This window comes from Paraburkholderia sp., assembly GCF_034668105.1.
Taxonomy (GTDB): Bacteria; Pseudomonadota; Gammaproteobacteria; order Burkholderiales; family Burkholderiaceae; genus Paraburkholderia.
On the sequence record NZ_JAXDPY010000265.1, the window covers coordinates 1 to 16,970 of the forward strand.

Below are 16,970 nucleotides of genomic sequence, written 5' to 3' on the forward strand. Positions count from 1 at the left end.
ATCAATCGTTGCCTCTGAAATCAAAGTGAAGACGGTGGTCCGCATGCAACTGCGCCGGCTTGGCGACAAATTTGGCGATGCCGGGGTGGCTAGTCACTTGTGGCCCGCGGAACAGCGTACGGTCCTCGTAACGTTAAGCGGTTGCAACCTGTAACTGGGCGTCACGGATCGGTGAGGGACGAAAAAGCTGGCGGGCGCCGTCGGCGGGGCCTTGCCGGCATGCGCAGAGACTCGCCCACTCGCTTCGACGGCAATCTTCAACTTGCCGATGCGAAATCCACCCGCTCCTAGTGTGGGATTTCACAGAAAGTCAAGGTACCCGGTGCGGCGGGCGCGCAAGACCGGCTTTCGTGTAGAGCATCCTGGTGGTGTGCTTCAACAGGATGCAGCGGAAAGATCCTACCCACATTATCGACAGACTGCTGGGCCGGGCCGCAGCAGGACAGACAAATGGATGTCTCCGGAAGGTCCGATTCTATAGCCCACGGAGTCGCGCGGGCTTTCTTCCCATCTGGTCGGCGAAGCGTTATGCACCCGCGGGCTGATCCCAGTCATGATTTCGAAGACGCGAAAAAGCGAGGTAGTCCCGCTACTTTCCCCCCGTGATCCCGACCTGGAAGACGGGCTAAACACATGGCGTGAGCCGTGTCAGTAATACTGACACGGTCCCGTAAAGCGTCGTGAAGCCGAAAGAAAGTCGTCGTTGAACTCGGGAAGCGTCGACTTCTTCAGCACGACACCCCTCGCGCTGATAACCAAGATTATGCTCTGGCGCGCTGAGTCGATTCGTGACCCCCGACGCTGCAGCGCCGTGGCACACGAAACTTTCCCTTATTAGCAGAAGAAGCAGTTGTTGCTCGAGGGGGATGGTCGGCGTCGGCCGCGCTGTACATACTTCGCCAACCAACCAGTCGCGGAACACCGACGTGCGACGTACTCCGGCGCGTACTGGGCTACGTTGCCCGCCAACGACAACGAATTGCTTATTGGTCGAGCGCGCCAAGCAGCCGCGAGAAAGAGAAAGCTCCTGAGGCATCGTTGGGGAATACGGACAGAAGTGCCTTTATTGGAGGGCGCTCCCATGCCCGAGCCGCAGCCGAACAACAGCCGACTAACGTACCCGCATTTGGCGCAGTGTCATTCGTCCTTTGAGTTCCGATTGACCCCAAGACCTAGACCCACCCGTGTCAGTAAGACTGACACACCAAGCGGTCGGTACGTGTCGCCGCGAAGTCCAGAGTTGCGGGACAAGCAACTCAACGCCACTTGAACACAGTGCATAAGGTGGCGTCAGAACGGGAACAGCAAATTGAGTGAAGCGTCGAGCAGCCGAATACAAGCCACCGCTGAACACAAGTGTCAGTAATACTGACACTCCACACAGTGCGCCTTGCAAGGCCCCTGTCTCCACCCCCTCAAATTCCCATTCCGGTTGTTCAAACTCCCGCATAAACCTCCGTCCATTGGGTCATGGCTGCCATACCGGCCGTCTAAGGCCTAAGCCCCGGCCCTCATTCCAAGAGGAAATACTCATTTTGGCGATGCTGCTGATGCGCCATCGCTAACTTCCACCCGCCCAAACGTATCAAGCCCCTCAAGCTCTCCGACTAACCACATTTCACGACCAGCCGCGGAGTGTCAGTAATACTGACGCGGCCGCCGGCGCGGGCACAAAAAAACCCGCACGAAGCGGGCTTCTTTGCTGCAAGAGACGCTCGTTCAACGCGGCTCGCCTTTGTACAACTCACTGATAAGTTGCCGGATTCGCGCCTCTTGGGCCTCGGTCAAAGCCGCCGTCTTGATTTTGAGCGTAAAACTATTGACATCCTTGGTGATGCTTCCCGCCTGGTCCTTTCCGGCGAAGAATTTCTCAATGAGCCTCTCACGAGCCGTGATCCCAGACGTACGACGGGTCACCATCGCGATAATCGCCGGTGCAAGTTTGCCTTGGGCCATGTCGCCTTTGACCACATCAGGCCAAAGTTCGCGCGCAGCCAACTCAGCCTCGCTGCCGTGCTTCTTGAGCGCTGAGACAATTTCCTCCGCAGCGTTGCAGCCGAGTAGAGCGGGCTGCAAATCGAGGTCCTTTTTCATGAAGTCCGGCAGATTTTCGAACGCAAGAAACTGGTACAGCCCGGTACGTGAGAGGCCCACGGCTTCTGCCAGCCTTTTACGGCTGGGAAACTCGCTCTCAGATCGACGAAGGGAAATCGCGACTTCATAATCGGTCAGGTCGTCCCGGTCCATATTCTCGACGAGCGCTAGCACGATCATGTCCTGGTCGGAACATTCAATGACTACCGTCTTGATGTGCTCCGCCCCGAGTATCTTGTGCGCTCGCCAGCGCCGCTCTCCCGCCACGATCTGGTAGGCCGATTCAACCCGGCGAACCACAATCGGCTGCATGAGCCCAACTTCTCGAATCGACTCTGCCAGCTCTGACAACTTCGCTTCATTGAAAACTCGCCGGGGCTGCCAAGGATTGGGAACAATGTCCGTCAACGGCAACTGGGACGTCGTCCCCGTCGACTCAAGCTCTTGCACCCTCAGCTGTGCTGCCGCCAATGCTCCGGCCATTCCCGGTGCTGTCTCTGTCCGATTCGCGCGGCGGCTGACATCGGGCGTTCTCTCCGCTGTTGACCGAAGATTCGCGGTCTTGGCCAACAGCTGATCACGGATATTGTTGGTGCTCACTGTGCTGGCCTCCATTGTTTGACAAACATGTCGTCCACCCATCGGCAATAGTCGATGAGCGGCTGTTTGACGCGTGCCAAGGACTTCGCCTGGCTATGAGAGCTGCTGATGTCAAAGACAGTCGTAAATGCGAGCGCGCCTGAGCTCATTACGGAACTGGCAGGAACCTCGAACGGGTCAAGCCAGTGACGATAAGCACCTTGTGCCCAGGTGCGCACAACCGGCGCCGAGGAAGTGCTGTTGTAGTTCACACGTGTCAGCAACACGGAAACGAAATCGTACTTTTTGTTCGCTTCGTATTTGATGAACGACTTGGCGACGTCCGAGAAAAGTCGCCAGAAGGAGAGCGAACTGAAGAAGTCGAGATTCTCCGGGACCATTGGCATGACCATGGCGTCCGCTGCCATCAGTGCGTTCAGGTTGAGATAGGACAGGGAGGGCGAGGTATCCAGAATGATGTAGTCATAGTGCTTGCGCAACGGCGCCAGTCCATCCCGGAGCACCTGCCAGAACTTAAATCCTGCAAGCTTCATCTGCATAGCCGGAAGGTGATATTCAGCTCCGACCAGTTCTGTATGCGCCGGAATGATATCCAACCCATCCCAATACGTTGGCTGCACTCTGGCAAGCAGACCGCCCTCGACCTTTTGGTCATAGACAAAAGGCAGCACGGTATCGTCCGGAGAGACCTCTTTTTCGGCATACAGTCCACATAGCTCAGAAAGCGATGCCTGGGGGTCAAGGTCGACAACAAGAACCTTTCTCCCGCGCAAGCTCAACCCTTGAGCAAGACACATCGACGTCGTGGTTTTAGCGGAGCCCCCCTTCAGCTGCGATGTGATGAGCACCTTGCCTTCAAAATCGCTCGGCCCGGCCACCAGCGGCGTCTGATAGATGTCCGACACCTGCTGCACCCAGTTTCGGGCTTCAGCTAATGTAAATAGCCGACTGCGGCTTCGCCCGGTTCCAGTGGACTGCCCTTCCGGCAGCACACCATCTCCTTTGGTTGCGAGGTACTGCACCTGCTGACGTGTCAAGCCGCACAGCTCGGCGACCTCTCCAGTCGTAAACACCGGCGCTTCCTTGCGCGGGCGCGGCGCGAGAATCTGGTCTCTTAATTCAGTTGCGTAATCGGTGACGACGTCCGCGAAATCCGAGATTTCCTCGAGTGTCACGGTTCGGTCTATCGGCATCGGTTGGCTGACATTGGCCATTTCGGAGTTTTCCCTGGAAATTGAAGCTAAACGGAGAATACAGGAAAAACGCAAAAACAGCTTTATATTGTCGTCCAGTTTCTTAAATATCGCCTGTAAGCCGCTGTTTTTTAAGCCTTCGCGGATGCCTGTGCGAATTCAGCGGAACAAGGCCCCAGCACAAAATCTCTCACCTTTGAAGCGCGTGCCCCGCAGGCATGAGCAAGCATGGGCAAAAGGTGAGAGTTTTTGGCAATTGAACCGAGGACATCGCGTCGGGAATGGGCCAGAAAGCTGGCGTTAGAGAACGGTTGATAGCGCAAGGGGCGCACAGACACAGGCGACCAGATTACATTTTCATTCCAATTAGTCACGCACAGAGTGCAAAGGTGAGAAATAGTGTGCAAGAGGGGCCGATGCCGAGATCGACCGCGCATTCCAGTGCACAAAATCCCTCACCTTACGACTCATCGACATCACCCGGTCAGACCTGTGCATTCGACGATAGTCCCTGCAGCGCTGATTGTGATGGAGAGTGTGCAGCTTGGACGTTGCGCGCGCGGTCAGCAAAAGACCCTGCACACAATCTCTCACCTTTGTGAGGAGACAGACGCTGCGCCCCAAATGCCTGTGGAGAGCACCGCTTCGCATCTCCTGAATTCGCGCGGTGTCATCATCTTCCTGCACGCTCGTAAAACGCAGCGGCGACAGGTTGTTTCGCTGCCTTGATAGCGCCAGCCCCGCCCTGGCAGAAGTCAGGCGCTAAGTGCTGAACTCGGCGGCTTACTACCGCGGGCCTGTCAGTGCCGCAAGCAGAGTAATTGCGAAGCGGTTTGTTGGTTGTTTTATATAAAAAAACGAACTAACAAACCTACAGGAGAAACACGATTCCTTTGTTATCAAGCAGTTGGCCCCAGAAAGGTGAGACTCAATGTGCCAAAGGTGATAGAAAATGTGCACCTTGGGTGAGACCTCTGGGAGCAGAAGGGGAGATTTATAGTGTGTCGAGGTGAGAGACAAAAGCGCGTTTTGCTGAAGGTGAGAGATCTTCTCGCAACACCTGTGGATAACCGGCTGAAACCCCCGGCCGTCATGGACCACGGGTTCCGGCGTTTCTTCAGGCGGTGAGAGATGGTGTGCCGACGGTGAGAGATCCTGTGCTGATGGTTCGTCCCAGTGATAAAAGGTGAGACTTTTTTATTGACATCTCACCTCTGTATGCCTAGAGTCTGCTGAAATTTCCAGGGAACGGGCATGTCCAGCAGCGTCGATCGACGGGTAACCCCTCTTCAATTTGCACTGGATCTATTCGTTGAGATGGCGCCGGCGCAAAGGTCCATCAATGAGGCTAATCCAGACAAAGATATCGGTTATCAAAAGAACCGGGTCTTCGCGCGCATCGTCGGTTTGGGCCTGTCCGCCAGACGCTTTGTGGATGCCGCGTACTTCATCGTCGCCCAGGAACCTGAAATTCAGGAAACCTATGACGTGACGCTCAGCTTCTTTAAATGGCTGATGCGCTATGACAGCAGGAACAAGAAGCATTTTTCCAGCGTCATCCGCAGCGTCAAATCTTCCATGCTCGAAGTGATGAGCGCGCCGGTGGTGTCCGTCGATTCGAAAGGACGGATGCTGGAGGAGCCGCCCGAACCGGGCAAGGAGGGGAGTGCCGGTGAAGACGATGCCGATGACGACCTGATCGTCCAGAATGAAGACGGGGACTGGCTTGAGCTGATCGGCCGGGTGAGCGTCAGAAATGGCCGGATTCGCTTCCGGGTGCCTATCGAGCTGCAACGCCTCATCAAGGACCCTGAGAACTCGTACTGGACCAGTCTGCTCGTGACCTCGAGATTCACGCTCATCTATGCTCGAGGCATCTACGACCACGTCTTGCCATCCGTACCTGGCGGGCTAACAGACTGGCTGTCACTCGACCTCGTTCGAAACTTGCCAGGTAAGTCATGGGCAAACAACGCTGAATTCAAATACTTCAAGCGCGACTATCTCGAGCCAGCCGTCAACCAGATCAACGAACTGTCCGACATCGAGTTGTCGTACGAGACCCGTGCCGGAACGCCCGGCTCGCGAAAGAAAGACCAGATACGCTTCCGGCTCAAACGCAAGGAAGGGGCGTTGGCGTCCAAAGCGGCCATGCTGAACTCGGTCGTACTTTTCAAAATGCTTCAAGATGAATTCGGACTGTCTGAAAAACAGTTTGAAAAAATCGCTGAGAACAGGTCCGTCTGGACAGACGAGCGCATTCAACAAGCCATCGACTACACGCGATGGACTATCAGACAGGGCACCAAGGTAAAAAGAGCATCCGCCTACTTGATGAGGGCTCTTTCGGACAATTACCGCGTATCCGACGCCGACAGGCAGGTCGAGTTGATTCAGGCTCAAATTGTCGAAGCGACGGCGGGGGAGCAGGGCGCCAGGTCTGACAGGCAAAAGGCAGTCGAGGCCAGCCTCGCGGCAGCTAACTCGGCAGCCGACAAGCGTCGACAGGAGGAGATTCGCCTGGCGCGTGAATTCTTCGACACAGCAGACAAGAAGACACGCGAGGACCTCGTCCGCAAGTTTGTCGCGTCGAGCACAATGGGACTCCGCGCTATTGAGCGTCAAATGCTCAAGCCGGCAAACGTCACCGAGGCCAACATTCTGAATCTGCCAGACGTTGCCAATACGTTCAGTTCGTACGTCGCCGGTGAAATCAGGAAGGCAGCGCGTGTGCGTGCGCGGAACCCGTAACGTTCCGCGGGGCTATTGGCAGCGCGTGGCCTCGTGGCAGCAGTTGCCGGTGACATTGATCACGACACCCGCAAGGTTTGGCTCATCCACATCATCGACGATTCCGCGGCGAACGCTAACTGTTGTGCCCGCGGGCTCGTCTGCCGCCATCTGAACGATTGCACGCCCTCGCTACCGTTGCGGCATGTTCTCCGTAATGTGGCGGCGCCGTACTCGGTGTGTGCGCCTCGGTCAATCGCAGCGCTTCTTTCGACCTCTATCGATTGTGAGGCGGCTCGCATCGGCATCGAGGGTACGCGCACCGCGCGGCGGATGAATCACTGATGAGCCGGGTCGGGAGAACAACTGGAACCTTGCGGCAAGGCCCTGTCAGCAGACGTGTCTAAATGCGGCTATGATTTCGTGCGGCGATCGGCGCCGAAAATGGAAAGGAAAAAATCTGGATGATTCATGTCATTGCAACGATCACTGCGCAGCCCGGTCAACGCGAAGCCGTGCTGGCTCTCTTCAACAAGAACCGTCCGGCGGTGTTGGCGGAAGAGGGATGCATCAGCTACGAGGCCGTAGTCGACGTACCGGAGTTTGGGGCGATTCAGACACCGCTCGGCGAAGACACCTTTGCAGTAGTCGAACGCTGGGAAAGCGCTGAAGCGTTGAGGGCACATGGGGCCTCTGCGCATATGGCCGAATATGGACGCAATACTCGTCCGTTGCTCGTGAGCCGCGTCATCAATGTGCTTCAGGCTTGCTAAAGGCGTCGGCTCGTGCGGCCCAGTGTTGGATGAGCAGGCAATGTCCAGGCAGTTAAATGCCCAAACGATCAAGACGCGGTGAATGCATTCGCGTCATGTTGGCCGCAATGGAGCACCTGAGCGCTTTTGTGCTGCTTGCCTCTTTGGTCAACATCAGTAGCACGCTCGTTCCGACGAGCGTGCCCGCATATCACCCGCAGTCCTGATGAGAAAGAGTTCGTCAACGAATGCACGTAGGCGACGACATAAGGCGCGATAAAGGGACCCTCCGCGCGTCATCGCCTGTCTCCGTGGCAATACCGGCCGCTCAGAGCCCGGGCGGTGGGGGATACACCATGCGCTCAAAGACCCGCGGCTCATGGGCCGGCAGCACCTTCGCTCCAAGCGCCGCGATGCGGCGGAAGCTTTCATCGTAAGCGCGCAGGTCCGTGTGGTTGCCGTTCGGGACCGGCTCGCTGCCGTCTTCCGGCCAGTTCTCGTAGAGCGGGATCAGATCGCCCGCGATGAGATACGGTCCTGCCTGCGTATCGACCAGCACCCCCTGCGAGCCTGCCGTATGTCCCGGTAGGCGCAACACGCGGATGCCAGGCACCACGTCGGCGTCACCGAACGCCACGTCCATCCGGTCGAGAATGTCCACCCACGGTGGCGTGTGGCCGCGTTGGTTGGTTTCGTAGATCGGCCGCTGGAAGGGCACTGGCCAGACCGCCTCTTTCAACTCCGCTTCCTGGACGTGAAAGCGCGCGTTCGTGAACAACCGTGCGCCGCCGACATGATCGTTATGCAGATGAGTGAGAACGACCAGTTCGACGGAAGCCGGGTCGACGCCTTCGCGCGCCAGGCCGTACTGCAACAGATCGTCGATTCCGGCATCTGTCTCGGTGTAACACTGCGGCGCGCGTGATCGGGAACCCGGTCCGGCATCGACGACGATCGTATGGTGAGCGCTACGCAGCAACCACGCGATGCACGGCGCATGCAGGCGCGCGGAACCGCAGTTCTTACGGTACAAAAAGCACGAGCGCTCATGATTGACGATATCGCCGCAACGGATTGGTACGATGGTGAAGTCCATGACTGAAGTCTCGCTTCAACTGTTTATGGTGCTGACGCCGGGTGCCTGTTTGACGGGCCGGACTTTGTCGAATCTTGACCGAACCCGGATCTGGCTTCTTGATCAGATGGACGATCACGTCGGTCAATCATGTTCCCTTCGTGCGAATTTATGGGCATGGTGATGTGGCCGGCTTATTCGGTTCACGTGACTCGCCGCCGGGCTGTTTTGCAGGCGCCAGGATAATCCACGACGGTCGCGGTATTGCCGTCGCGCGGAGTCACAGTATAGGCCAAACGAGTAAGCGCTTTCTCTTGAGTTCCTCCGGGTTTCTCCCTAAAATACCGTGAAATTTTCCTGTTTTGATCAAACACCATCCCGAATTTGAAAACACGAAAGAAAACGATTACTTAACTTGTGTGCCTGAACGATTAACACTTCGTGATCGTTTTATGGTGTGTTGGGCAGTGCGCATGACTGTCGGGACGAAACCTGTGGCAGTTCGGCTATGCACCCGAGAATGATGTCGGACGGTATGCAGTGCAGGTCATGGCCAAGGGGCCAGGAGGGCAAGGGGAAAGTAGGCGAGAGGCGCTCTTCCGGCGCCTCCGGCTGACTTGCGGAGTTCGGCGGGACCCTGAACGGACCGACGAGGCGAAGGTCCATGCCCGGCGGTGGCCATTTCTCAAGGTGCCGCGTTATAGTATGCCGCAAAGAGAAGGCGCGATGGTGCGCCTCGACATCGGGCAGGGTGGAAGTTGACCAACGAGGCAAAGAAAAGAGCGCCGCGTCGCAAATCGAATGCGATTTCGGTGATAGATGTTGCGCGCGCGGCAGGCGTATCGACTGCGACCGTTTCGCGCGTGTTGAACGGCAACGCAAAGGTTGCGGCCGAACTGCAGAACCGCGTGCGCGACATCGCGCAGGCACTCGGCTACACACCACACGCCGCGGCGCGCGCGCTGGCATCGCAGCGCTCGAAAACGATCGGCGCGGTGATCCCATCGCTGGAAAATCAGAACTTCGCGATCGGCGTGTTCGCGCTGCAAAAGCGCATCGGCGAAGCCGGCTATACGTTGCTGCTCGGCTGCTCGTATTACGATCAGGAAGACGAACTGAAACAGGTGCGCGCCCTTATCGCGGACGGCATCGCCGGGTTGATGCTCGTGGGGCGCAGCCACTCGCCCGCGCTCTACGAACTGATCGAAAAGGAACAGATTCCGCTCGTCAATGGCTGGACGGTCGATCGCGACTATCCGTATGTCGGCTTTGACAACGTAGCGGTTGGCCGTCGCCTCGCCGACTATCTGCTCGATCTCGGGCACACGCGCTTCGGCATGATTACGCAAATGACGCAGCATAGCGATCGCGCGGCTGATCGTATCATCGGCGTGCGCGCGGCGCTGCAGGCGCGCGGACTGCAGTTGCGCCACGAGCATCTGATCGAGATGCCGCACAAGATCATTGAAGGCCAGATGGCGATGAAGGCACTGATGAACGGCCCCGAGCGTCCCACGGCCGTGATCTGCGGCACCGACCTGCTTGCAATCGGCGCACTGGCCGAGGCGCGCGAGTCGGGTATCGACGTGCCGGGCGACCTGTCGATCGCGGGCATCAACGACATCGAATTTTCCAGCTTCACGTCGCCGCCGCTGACGACCATGCGGCTCGCCGCTGATGAAATCGGCGCGCGCAGCGCCGAGTACCTGCTCGCACGGATCGAAGGACGGGCCGTGAGTTCGCAGTACATCGTGCCGACCGACCTGATCGTGCGCGGCACGACGGCGCGTCCTCGCAAGACCTAGGTCGCCGGCGCACGGCGCGGCGCATTACCGAAAGACGCACCACGTCAACGCGGGAGCAGGGAATCGTAGCGCCCGGCGCACGACGGGGTGCTGATTCGCGAGACCGGGCAGACGGCTCAGCTTCCCACCGGCTCCGACAACAATGGCGCGGCTGCATGCGTACTTCGCAGCACGCGTAGACTCCACGCATGACCAGTCCGGCCGCTTTCGTTTCAGCGGCAGTGCGCGCCTCAGATTTGCGCCAGACCCCACCCGGAATGCTCGTTTAGCGACCTGCGTGACAAGCTCGCGATACCCACTAGCGTGTAATCGAGTTTCTCCAAACGTCGCAACTCTCGGTCGCAACCGCTCACAAAACCGCCGTCCAAGTATTCTTTCTGGCGCGCGTGAAATTTGTTTACACTGAGTAGGGTAAAAACGTTGCCTGGAAAACTGCGCGCGGGGCGTCAAACGCGCGCGCAAAATCAGCGAACTGAAGCATGGATAACCTACAAGTAGTACCTCACTCCACGACCGACACTCTGGCGAGAATCCGGGCGATATCAGACTCCCTGCCCGACGCGCAGCAACAGGTGGGAAAGGCGATACTCGCCGAGCCGGAGTGGTCGGTGCGAGCCAATGTCGCGGAGATTGCGCAGCGCGCCGGGGTCAGTGCACCGACCGTCGTTCGATTCTGTCGTGCCGTGGGCTTCGAAGGGCTGAGCGACTTCAAGCTGCAACTTGCGCAGAGCCTGGCGGTAGGCACGCCGTACCTTCATCGAGCGGTCAACGCCAAAGATGATGTAGCCAGCATCGTCCACAAGATCCTGTACGGAGCCGCTGCCGTGCTGACTGGTCTTGAGAGCCAGCTCGACGCCGACACCATCGGGCATGCCATCGAGAAGCTTGCTGCGGCCAACCGGATCGAGTGCTATAGCGTGGGCAGTGTGTCGACTTTTCTCGCTAACGACGCCCAGTCGCGCTTCGCGCGCCTCGGTCTCACATCGAACGCCTATTTCGATCCACATATGCAGGTCATCTCGGCAGCATCGCTGTCGCCTCGCGATGTCGTGCTCGCGATTTCACACGTCGGACGCATGCCGACCTTGCTGGAAGCCGTGGCGCTCGCCCGCGAACAGGGCGCGACGGTCATCGGCATTACCCGGCCCGACACACCGCTGGCGCAGCAATGCACGATTCCGATCGGCATGATCGTGCCCGAGGACGCCGCTGCGCGTGTGGGCACGGAGGCGTATCTGGCCGGCCAGATACTCATCGAGGTTCTGATGGTCGGGGTTGGCTTGCGACTCGGCCCGTCGGCGCTCGAGCGGCTCAAGCGAGTCCGGTCTGTGCTGCGCGAGAGGGGCGTCGATAGCGACGTGCACCCTGCGTTGCAGCGCGCCTGGTCAGAAGCGGAGCGCGACGCGCTCCGCGGCAAATAAGGTCGTCTACCCCGGCGGAATGGCTCCACGCGGCGCTCCCGCCATGATTGGCCAGGCACCTCCACAAATTTATTTTTTTCCTTTTTGACATCAAAGGACCAAAGCTTTACCCTTGGCCATGAAATTTAGTTACACCAAAGCCACATCGCAATGTGGGAATGGGTGACGGCAGACCAATGCAGGTCTGTTCTATTTCAATAGGAATACAAATTAATTTTCTGTCGTAAGCAGGGAATTACAGCGTGTTTTGTGCTGGGTCTGTTGAAATGCCGGGCGGTCGGCCGAGCGGATGTGGTTCTTTGTTGGCGGCGCATAGCGACGATACCGGGCCCTGAATGTGAAATTTACTTACATCTCATCCACAGCATCATTTGCCTTGGCGACATTGGACCTATGAACGGAACACCGGGAGCACACGGCTCCACGCATTGGCTGTTTCAGGGCGGCTTCGTGATCGACGGTAGCGGAGCGTCGCGTGTTCGCGCCGACGTGCGCGTCGAAAACGGCCGCATCAGTGAGATCGGCGCGGATCTCGGGCCGCGTGGGGCGACGTGCATCGACGCGTCCGGGCGCGTCGTCGCGCCCGGCTTTATCGATGTGCACACCCACGACGACGAAAGCGTCCTGTCGGCGCCGCAGATGCTGTCGAAGATAAGCCAGGGCGTGACTACCGTGGTGGTGGGCAACTGCGGGATCAGTCTCGCGCCGCTCGTGCACCCGAACGTGCCGCCGCCGCTGACCTTGCTGGGCGGTCCCGGCAAGCACGTCTTTCCAACGATGAAGGCCTATGCGCAAGCCGTCGATGCCGCACGTCCGGCGGTCAATGTCGCGGCCCTCGTCGGCCACTCGACATTGCGCGTCGCGACAATGGACGACCCTTACCGCCCCGCGACAGACGCGGAACGGACGAAGATGACGGACCTGATGCGCGAAGCGATGGCGGCGGGCGCGACGGGCCTCAGCACGGGTCTCTTCTACGACACCAACGCGGCAGCGGACGTTGCCGAGGTCACGCTGCTGGCGCGTATCGCCGCCGAAGCCGGCGGCATTTACACCACGCATATCCGCAACGAAGCCGAGGACGTGATCGCGTCGCTGGACGAAGCGTTCACGGCGGGGCGAGATGCCGCTCTGCCCGTGGTGATCTCCCATCATAAGTGCGCGGGGCCGACCAACTGGGGACGGTCCGTCGAAACGCTCGCCCACATCGACGCCGCGCGGCGTACGCAGCCGATCGGCCTCGACGCGTACCCGTACATCGCCGGTTCGACCATTTTGCGACCGGACCTGGTGGACGGCATCATCGACATCATGGTGACGTGGTCCGAGCCTTACCCCGCGATGAGCGGGCGCTCACTGGCCGACATCGCGCACGAGTGGCAATGCAGCCAGAAAGAAGCTTGCGAGCGTCTCCAGCCGGGCGGCGCGAGTTATTTCCAGATGCGCGAGGACGACGTGCGCCGCGTCCTGCAATACGAGGCGACGATGATCGGCTCAGACGGGCTGCCGCACGATCGTCATCCGCACCCTCGCCTGTGGGGAACCTTTCCGCGCGTGTTGGGGCATTACGCGCGTGAACTGGGTCTGTTCACGCTGGAGGAGGCCGTGCATCGCATGACCGGCCTGTCCGCACGCCGTTTCAACCTGCTGGATCGCGGCGAGATCGCGGTTGGCAAGCACGCGGATCTGGTCGTGTTCGATCCGGAGTTGGTGATTGACCGCGCCACCTACGCGCAGCCGACCACGCCGGCCGCCGGCATCGACAGCGTCATGGTGAGCGGCTCGATGACTTACGACGCACAAGGTCCTACCGGCATTCGAGCCGGCAGGTTCCTGCGTCTGGGGACCCGCTCATGAGACTGTCACTATCGGTATCGTCCGGCAACCCGCGCCTTCGCAGCAAACATATCGGCTACGATCGCCGCGCGTTCGCCTGGCTGCTCAATACACCGGCGCTCCTCGCGATCGTCCTGCTTTCCGCGTTCCCGATCGCCTACTCGGCGTGGATCAGCCTGCATCGGTACAACCTTCAGCGTCCACGGGCTTTCAAGTTCGTCGGCCTGTCGAACTACAGCGACATACTGCAGTCGTCCGAATTCTGGACCGCTCTGCGGATCACCGCCGTGTACACGGTGCTGGTGGTTCTGCTGGTGGTGGTGTTCGGCATCCTGATCGCGCTTCTGCTCAACCGCGAGTTTCCCGGCCGCGCGCTGGTGCGCACGCTGGTCCTGCTGCCGTGGGCGATTCCGCCCGTGGTGAATGGCCTGATGTGGCAATGGATCTATGACGCCAAGGTGGGCGCGCTCAATGGCCTGCTCGTCAGCCTCGGCTTGATCGATCAGTATCGCGGCTGGCTGTCGACGCCCACCTCGGCTTTGCTCGCGCTCGTGTTCTCGGAAGTCTGGAGCCTGTTGCCGCTCGCCGTGATCCTGTTGCTCTCCGCGCTGCAGCGCATTCCCGCGGAGCTTTACGAGGCGGCCGGCATGGATGGCGCCAGCCGGTTCCAGCTGTTCCGGTACATCACCTTGCCCTGGCTTTCGCAGTCTCTGCTCGTCGTATTGATCCTGCAGACGATGTCCGCGCTCCGGGCGTTCGACATCATCTATGTGCTGACCGCGGGCGGCCCCGGCACGGCCACCACCACGCTCACGTGGCAGACCTACCTCACCACTTTCGATAACCTCGATTTCGGCCACGGCAACGCCTATGCCTGGCTGGTCAGCCTGATTACGCTGGGGCTCGCCCTGGCCTATTTCCGAGTGCTGTACGGACGTGGGGACTTTGAAGCATGAGCACTCTTCTACACCCGTTGTTCACCCCTGCCGGCCGCCAATCGCGGCGCACGGTGTTGCTGGTCGTGGCGGGTATCGCCGTCGCGATCTACATCCTCGCGCCGTTCTGCTGGTTGCTGCTGACGAGTTTCATGCACGAGCGTGACGCGCTGACCGTGCCGACGCAGTGGATTCCGAAGCATCCGACGCTCGAGCACTACAAGATGTTCTTTCATCCATCGGGAACGAGCGCGATCGTTGGCGGACGTGCTGCCGAAGAGATGCTTCCGGGCATGCTGAACTCGCTGATCGCCGCGCTCGGTACGGCCGCGGTCAACCTGGTGCTCGGCACGCTCGCCGGCTACAGCCTCGCTCGTTTGCGTTTTCGCGGGCAGGGCGCACTGCTCGGTGTCTATCTCGGCTCGCGCATGGTTCCGGGTATCGCGCTGATCGTGCCGCTCTATCTGACGCTCAAGAATCTCGGGATGCTGGACCACCTGTCCGCGCTGATCATCACGTATGTGACCTTCACGCTGCCGTTCACGATCTGGCTGCTGAAGAACTACTTTCAGACTATCCCGCGCTCGCTCGAAGAAGCCGCGTTGATGGACGGGTGCAGCTGGTTTCAGATGCTCGTCAAGGTGCTGCTGCCCGTCGCCATGCCCGGCCTTGTCTCGTCGGCCATGTTCGCCTTCATGACCGCGTGGAACGACTACCTGTTTGCCGTGATCCTGACGAGCACGACGGCGTCGAAGACATTGCCGGTGGTCGTCGCGGGTTTCGCCACCGACGTGACGACGCAGCGCACGCTGATGGCAACGGGCGGCGTACTGGCCATCATCCCGCCTCTGGCCCTGGCATTCCTGTTCCAGCGGCTGATCGTCCAGGGACTGACAAGCGGTGCCGTCAAGGACTGACTATGGCAATCCATTCAATGCAATCTCATGGCCTCAAGGAGGACCACGATGTCGTCCAGTGAAGATTCCTATCCTGCGTTATCCCGCCGTCGATTTCTCACGATGTCCGCGCTCGCCGGCACCGGTGCGGCGCTCGGCGGCCTCGGGCTGATGTCCCCGGCGCGCGCCGCTGAAGCTACCGTGCGATTCGCCGGCTGGGCCTTCGAGCCGCAGGTGGTCGAACAGCGGCTGCAGCAGTTCATGGCCGAGAACCCCGACATCAAGGTGAACTACACGCCGCTCGACATGCAGTTATACAGCGAGAAGATGATCGCCCTGTTCAATGCCGGCTCCCAGCCGGACGCGTTCTATGTACGCGACATAGACCTGGGCGCGTGGGCCGACGCGGGCTGGTTGCAGCCGATCGACGGCTTGCCGAAGCTCAATGAATTGAACCACGACATCTTTCCGTTCGACCGCCAGGCGCTCTTCTACAAGGGCAAACAATACGGCACACCGTACTACGGCGACATCTACGTCTACATCTACGACCGCGCCGCGCTCGCCAAGGCCGGCGTGAAAGCGGCGCCGGTCACGCTCGACCAGCTCAAGAACGCGGCCCTGGAGGTCAAGAAAGCAGGCATCGCCCAGTACCCCATCCTGAAGGGCTACAAAACGAACGTGGACGGGCTGAGCGAATTCTGGTCCATGGTGCTCGCCTCCGGCGGCCATCTGTTCAATCCCGCGATGGACCCCGTGTTTCCCAATGAAGACAAGACGGCACTGACGGTCCTGCAATGGATGGTCGATGCAATGCATAGCTGGCAGATCCTCGACCCGCGCGGCCTCGAACTCGACGACACCCAGGTTCGCGACGCTTATCTGAGCGGCCAGGGCATTTTCACGTCCAACGTCGGCAACGTGTTTCCTCGCTCCAACAATCCGCAGTACAGCAAGCGCGCCGGCAACATTCGCATGACCCGCTTTCCAGGCGTGACGGATGTCGGCAAAGGACCGATGGGATGGGCGCGCCTGTATGGCATGAGCTCCCAGACCAAAGCGCGCGACGCGGCCTGGCGCCTGATGTATTTCCTTGGCGGCAAGGATGCCAGGGGCCAGTACTCATCCGCCCAGACGTGGTATCTCAAGTACGGGGTAGGGTATCCGTTCAAACCGCTCGACAATGATCCACAGATCGAGGCTTCGCAGAAACAGTTGGGCTACGAGCCGGCGATCATCCAGCAGCAAATGGCGAATGCGCGCATTCGCGAGAACATCGGCACGACCTGGTACAGCGAATGGGACCGCTTTACGCAGCAGCAGATTCAGGCTGTGTTAATGCGGCAGATCACGCCGATCGCGGCCTTGACCGCGTCGGCGCAAAAAGCGCAACAACTGAAGAAAGAGGCGAGTTAATGAGCAATTTCACCCTCGAGCGCGACGGAGCCGGTACGCCCGCCGTTTTCCTGCACGGGTTCTGTCAGTCGTCGGCCTACTGGGAGCCCACTGCCGATCGGCTCGCCGCCGCCGGCGTTCCGTGTCTCGTACCTGATTTGCCAGGCTTCGGCGCGTCGGCGGGCGAACCCGGTCCGTATACGATGGCCGCGCTGGCGGACTCGGTCGCGCGTCTGCT

Annotated in this window: 12 protein-coding genes; 9 read left to right on the forward strand and 3 right to left on the reverse strand. The window is 59.6% G+C overall.

The annotated features are described in order from the left end of the window. Positions 1–1,719: 1,719 nt before the first annotated feature. Both QOC89_RS12380 and QOC89_RS12385 read right to left on the reverse strand, forming a co-directional pair. Complete coding sequence (locus QOC89_RS12380) at positions 1,720–2,694, reverse strand: ParB/RepB/Spo0J family partition protein (RefSeq protein WP_416340393.1); 975 nt, start codon at positions 2,692–2,694, stop codon at positions 1,720–1,722. Next, entirely contained in the window at positions 2,691–3,908 is a 1,218-nt protein-coding gene (locus QOC89_RS12385; RefSeq protein ID WP_323045275.1) for a ParA family protein, read from the reverse strand. The genes QOC89_RS12380 and QOC89_RS12385 overlap by 4 nt, the downstream gene beginning before the upstream one ends. A 1,233-nt stretch (positions 3,909–5,141) precedes the next feature. On the opposite strand from QOC89_RS12385, the gene QOC89_RS12390 reads away from it, so the two are divergent. Further along, entirely contained in the window at positions 5,142–6,638 is a 1,497-nt protein-coding gene (locus QOC89_RS12390) for a replication initiation protein (RefSeq protein ID WP_323045276.1), read from the forward strand. 443 nt (positions 6,639–7,081) lie between these two features. After that, positions 7,082–7,390: a putative quinol monooxygenase gene (locus QOC89_RS12395; RefSeq protein ID WP_323045277.1), complete on the forward strand. Its 309-nt coding sequence runs from the start codon at positions 7,082–7,084 to the stop codon at positions 7,388–7,390. A 307-nt stretch (positions 7,391–7,697) separates the two neighbouring features. Here the strand turns inward: QOC89_RS12395 and QOC89_RS12400 are convergent, their stop codons facing one another. Beyond that, positions 7,698–8,465 (reverse strand): N-acyl homoserine lactonase family protein, encoded by a 768-nt coding sequence (locus QOC89_RS12400; protein WP_323045278.1) that lies wholly within the window; start codon positions 8,463–8,465, stop codon positions 7,698–7,700. Between the two features lie 791 nt (positions 8,466–9,256). Here QOC89_RS12400 and QOC89_RS12405 point away from each other — a divergent pair. The 7 genes from QOC89_RS12405 to QOC89_RS12435 all read left to right on the forward strand — a co-directional run. Further along, positions 9,257–10,249, forward strand: coding sequence for a LacI family DNA-binding transcriptional regulator (locus tag QOC89_RS12405; RefSeq protein ID WP_179742134.1), 993 nt, complete (start codon positions 9,257–9,259; stop codon positions 10,247–10,249). A gap of 479 nt (positions 10,250–10,728) precedes the next feature. Further along, on the forward strand, positions 10,729–11,670 hold the full coding sequence (locus QOC89_RS12410; RefSeq protein ID WP_323045279.1) for a MurR/RpiR family transcriptional regulator: 942 nt from the start codon (positions 10,729–10,731) through the stop codon (positions 11,668–11,670). 393 nt (positions 11,671–12,063) lie between these two features. Further along, complete coding sequence (locus QOC89_RS12415) at positions 12,064–13,527, forward strand: D-aminoacylase (protein WP_323045280.1); 1,464 nt, start codon at positions 12,064–12,066, stop codon at positions 13,525–13,527. Continuing rightward, positions 13,524–14,462: a sugar ABC transporter permease gene (locus tag QOC89_RS12420; RefSeq protein WP_323045281.1), complete on the forward strand. Its 939-nt coding sequence runs from the start codon at positions 13,524–13,526 to the stop codon at positions 14,460–14,462. The genes QOC89_RS12415 and QOC89_RS12420 overlap by 4 nt, the downstream gene beginning before the upstream one ends. Continuing rightward, positions 14,459–15,358, forward strand: a complete 900-nt coding sequence (locus QOC89_RS12425) for a carbohydrate ABC transporter permease (RefSeq protein WP_323045282.1) — start codon at positions 14,459–14,461, stop codon at positions 15,356–15,358. The genes QOC89_RS12420 and QOC89_RS12425 overlap by 4 nt, the downstream gene beginning before the upstream one ends. Before the next feature lie 48 nt (positions 15,359–15,406). Next, a complete protein-coding gene (locus tag QOC89_RS12430; protein ID WP_323045283.1) occupies positions 15,407–16,753 on the forward strand; it encodes an extracellular solute-binding protein in 1,347 nt (448 codons plus the stop codon). After that, a partial coding sequence (locus QOC89_RS12435) for an alpha/beta fold hydrolase (RefSeq protein ID WP_323045284.1) occupies positions 16,753–16,970 on the forward strand: 218 nt, incomplete at its 3' end. The genes QOC89_RS12430 and QOC89_RS12435, both read left to right, overlap by 1 nt.

Coding starts and splice junctions, on each gene's coding strand:
- QOC89_RS12385 (WP_323045275.1), bottom strand. CDS start 3,908: ATGGCCAATGTCAGCCAACCGATGCCGATAGACCGAACCGTGACACTC.
- QOC89_RS12390 (WP_323045276.1), top strand. CDS start 5,142: ATGTCCAGCAGCGTCGATCGACGGGTAACCCCTCTTCAATTTGCACTG.
- QOC89_RS12395 (WP_323045277.1), top strand. CDS start 7,082: ATGATTCATGTCATTGCAACGATCACTGCGCAGCCCGGTCAACGCGAA.
- QOC89_RS12400 (WP_323045278.1), bottom strand. CDS start 8,465: ATGGACTTCACCATCGTACCAATCCGTTGCGGCGATATCGTCAATCAT.
- QOC89_RS12410 (WP_323045279.1), top strand. CDS start 10,729: ATGGATAACCTACAAGTAGTACCTCACTCCACGACCGACACTCTGGCG.
- QOC89_RS12415 (WP_323045280.1), top strand. CDS start 12,064: ATGAACGGAACACCGGGAGCACACGGCTCCACGCATTGGCTGTTTCAG.
- QOC89_RS12420 (WP_323045281.1), top strand. CDS start 13,524: ATGAGACTGTCACTATCGGTATCGTCCGGCAACCCGCGCCTTCGCAGC.
- QOC89_RS12425 (WP_323045282.1), top strand. CDS start 14,459: ATGAGCACTCTTCTACACCCGTTGTTCACCCCTGCCGGCCGCCAATCG.
- QOC89_RS12430 (WP_323045283.1), top strand. CDS start 15,407: ATGTCGTCCAGTGAAGATTCCTATCCTGCGTTATCCCGCCGTCGATTT.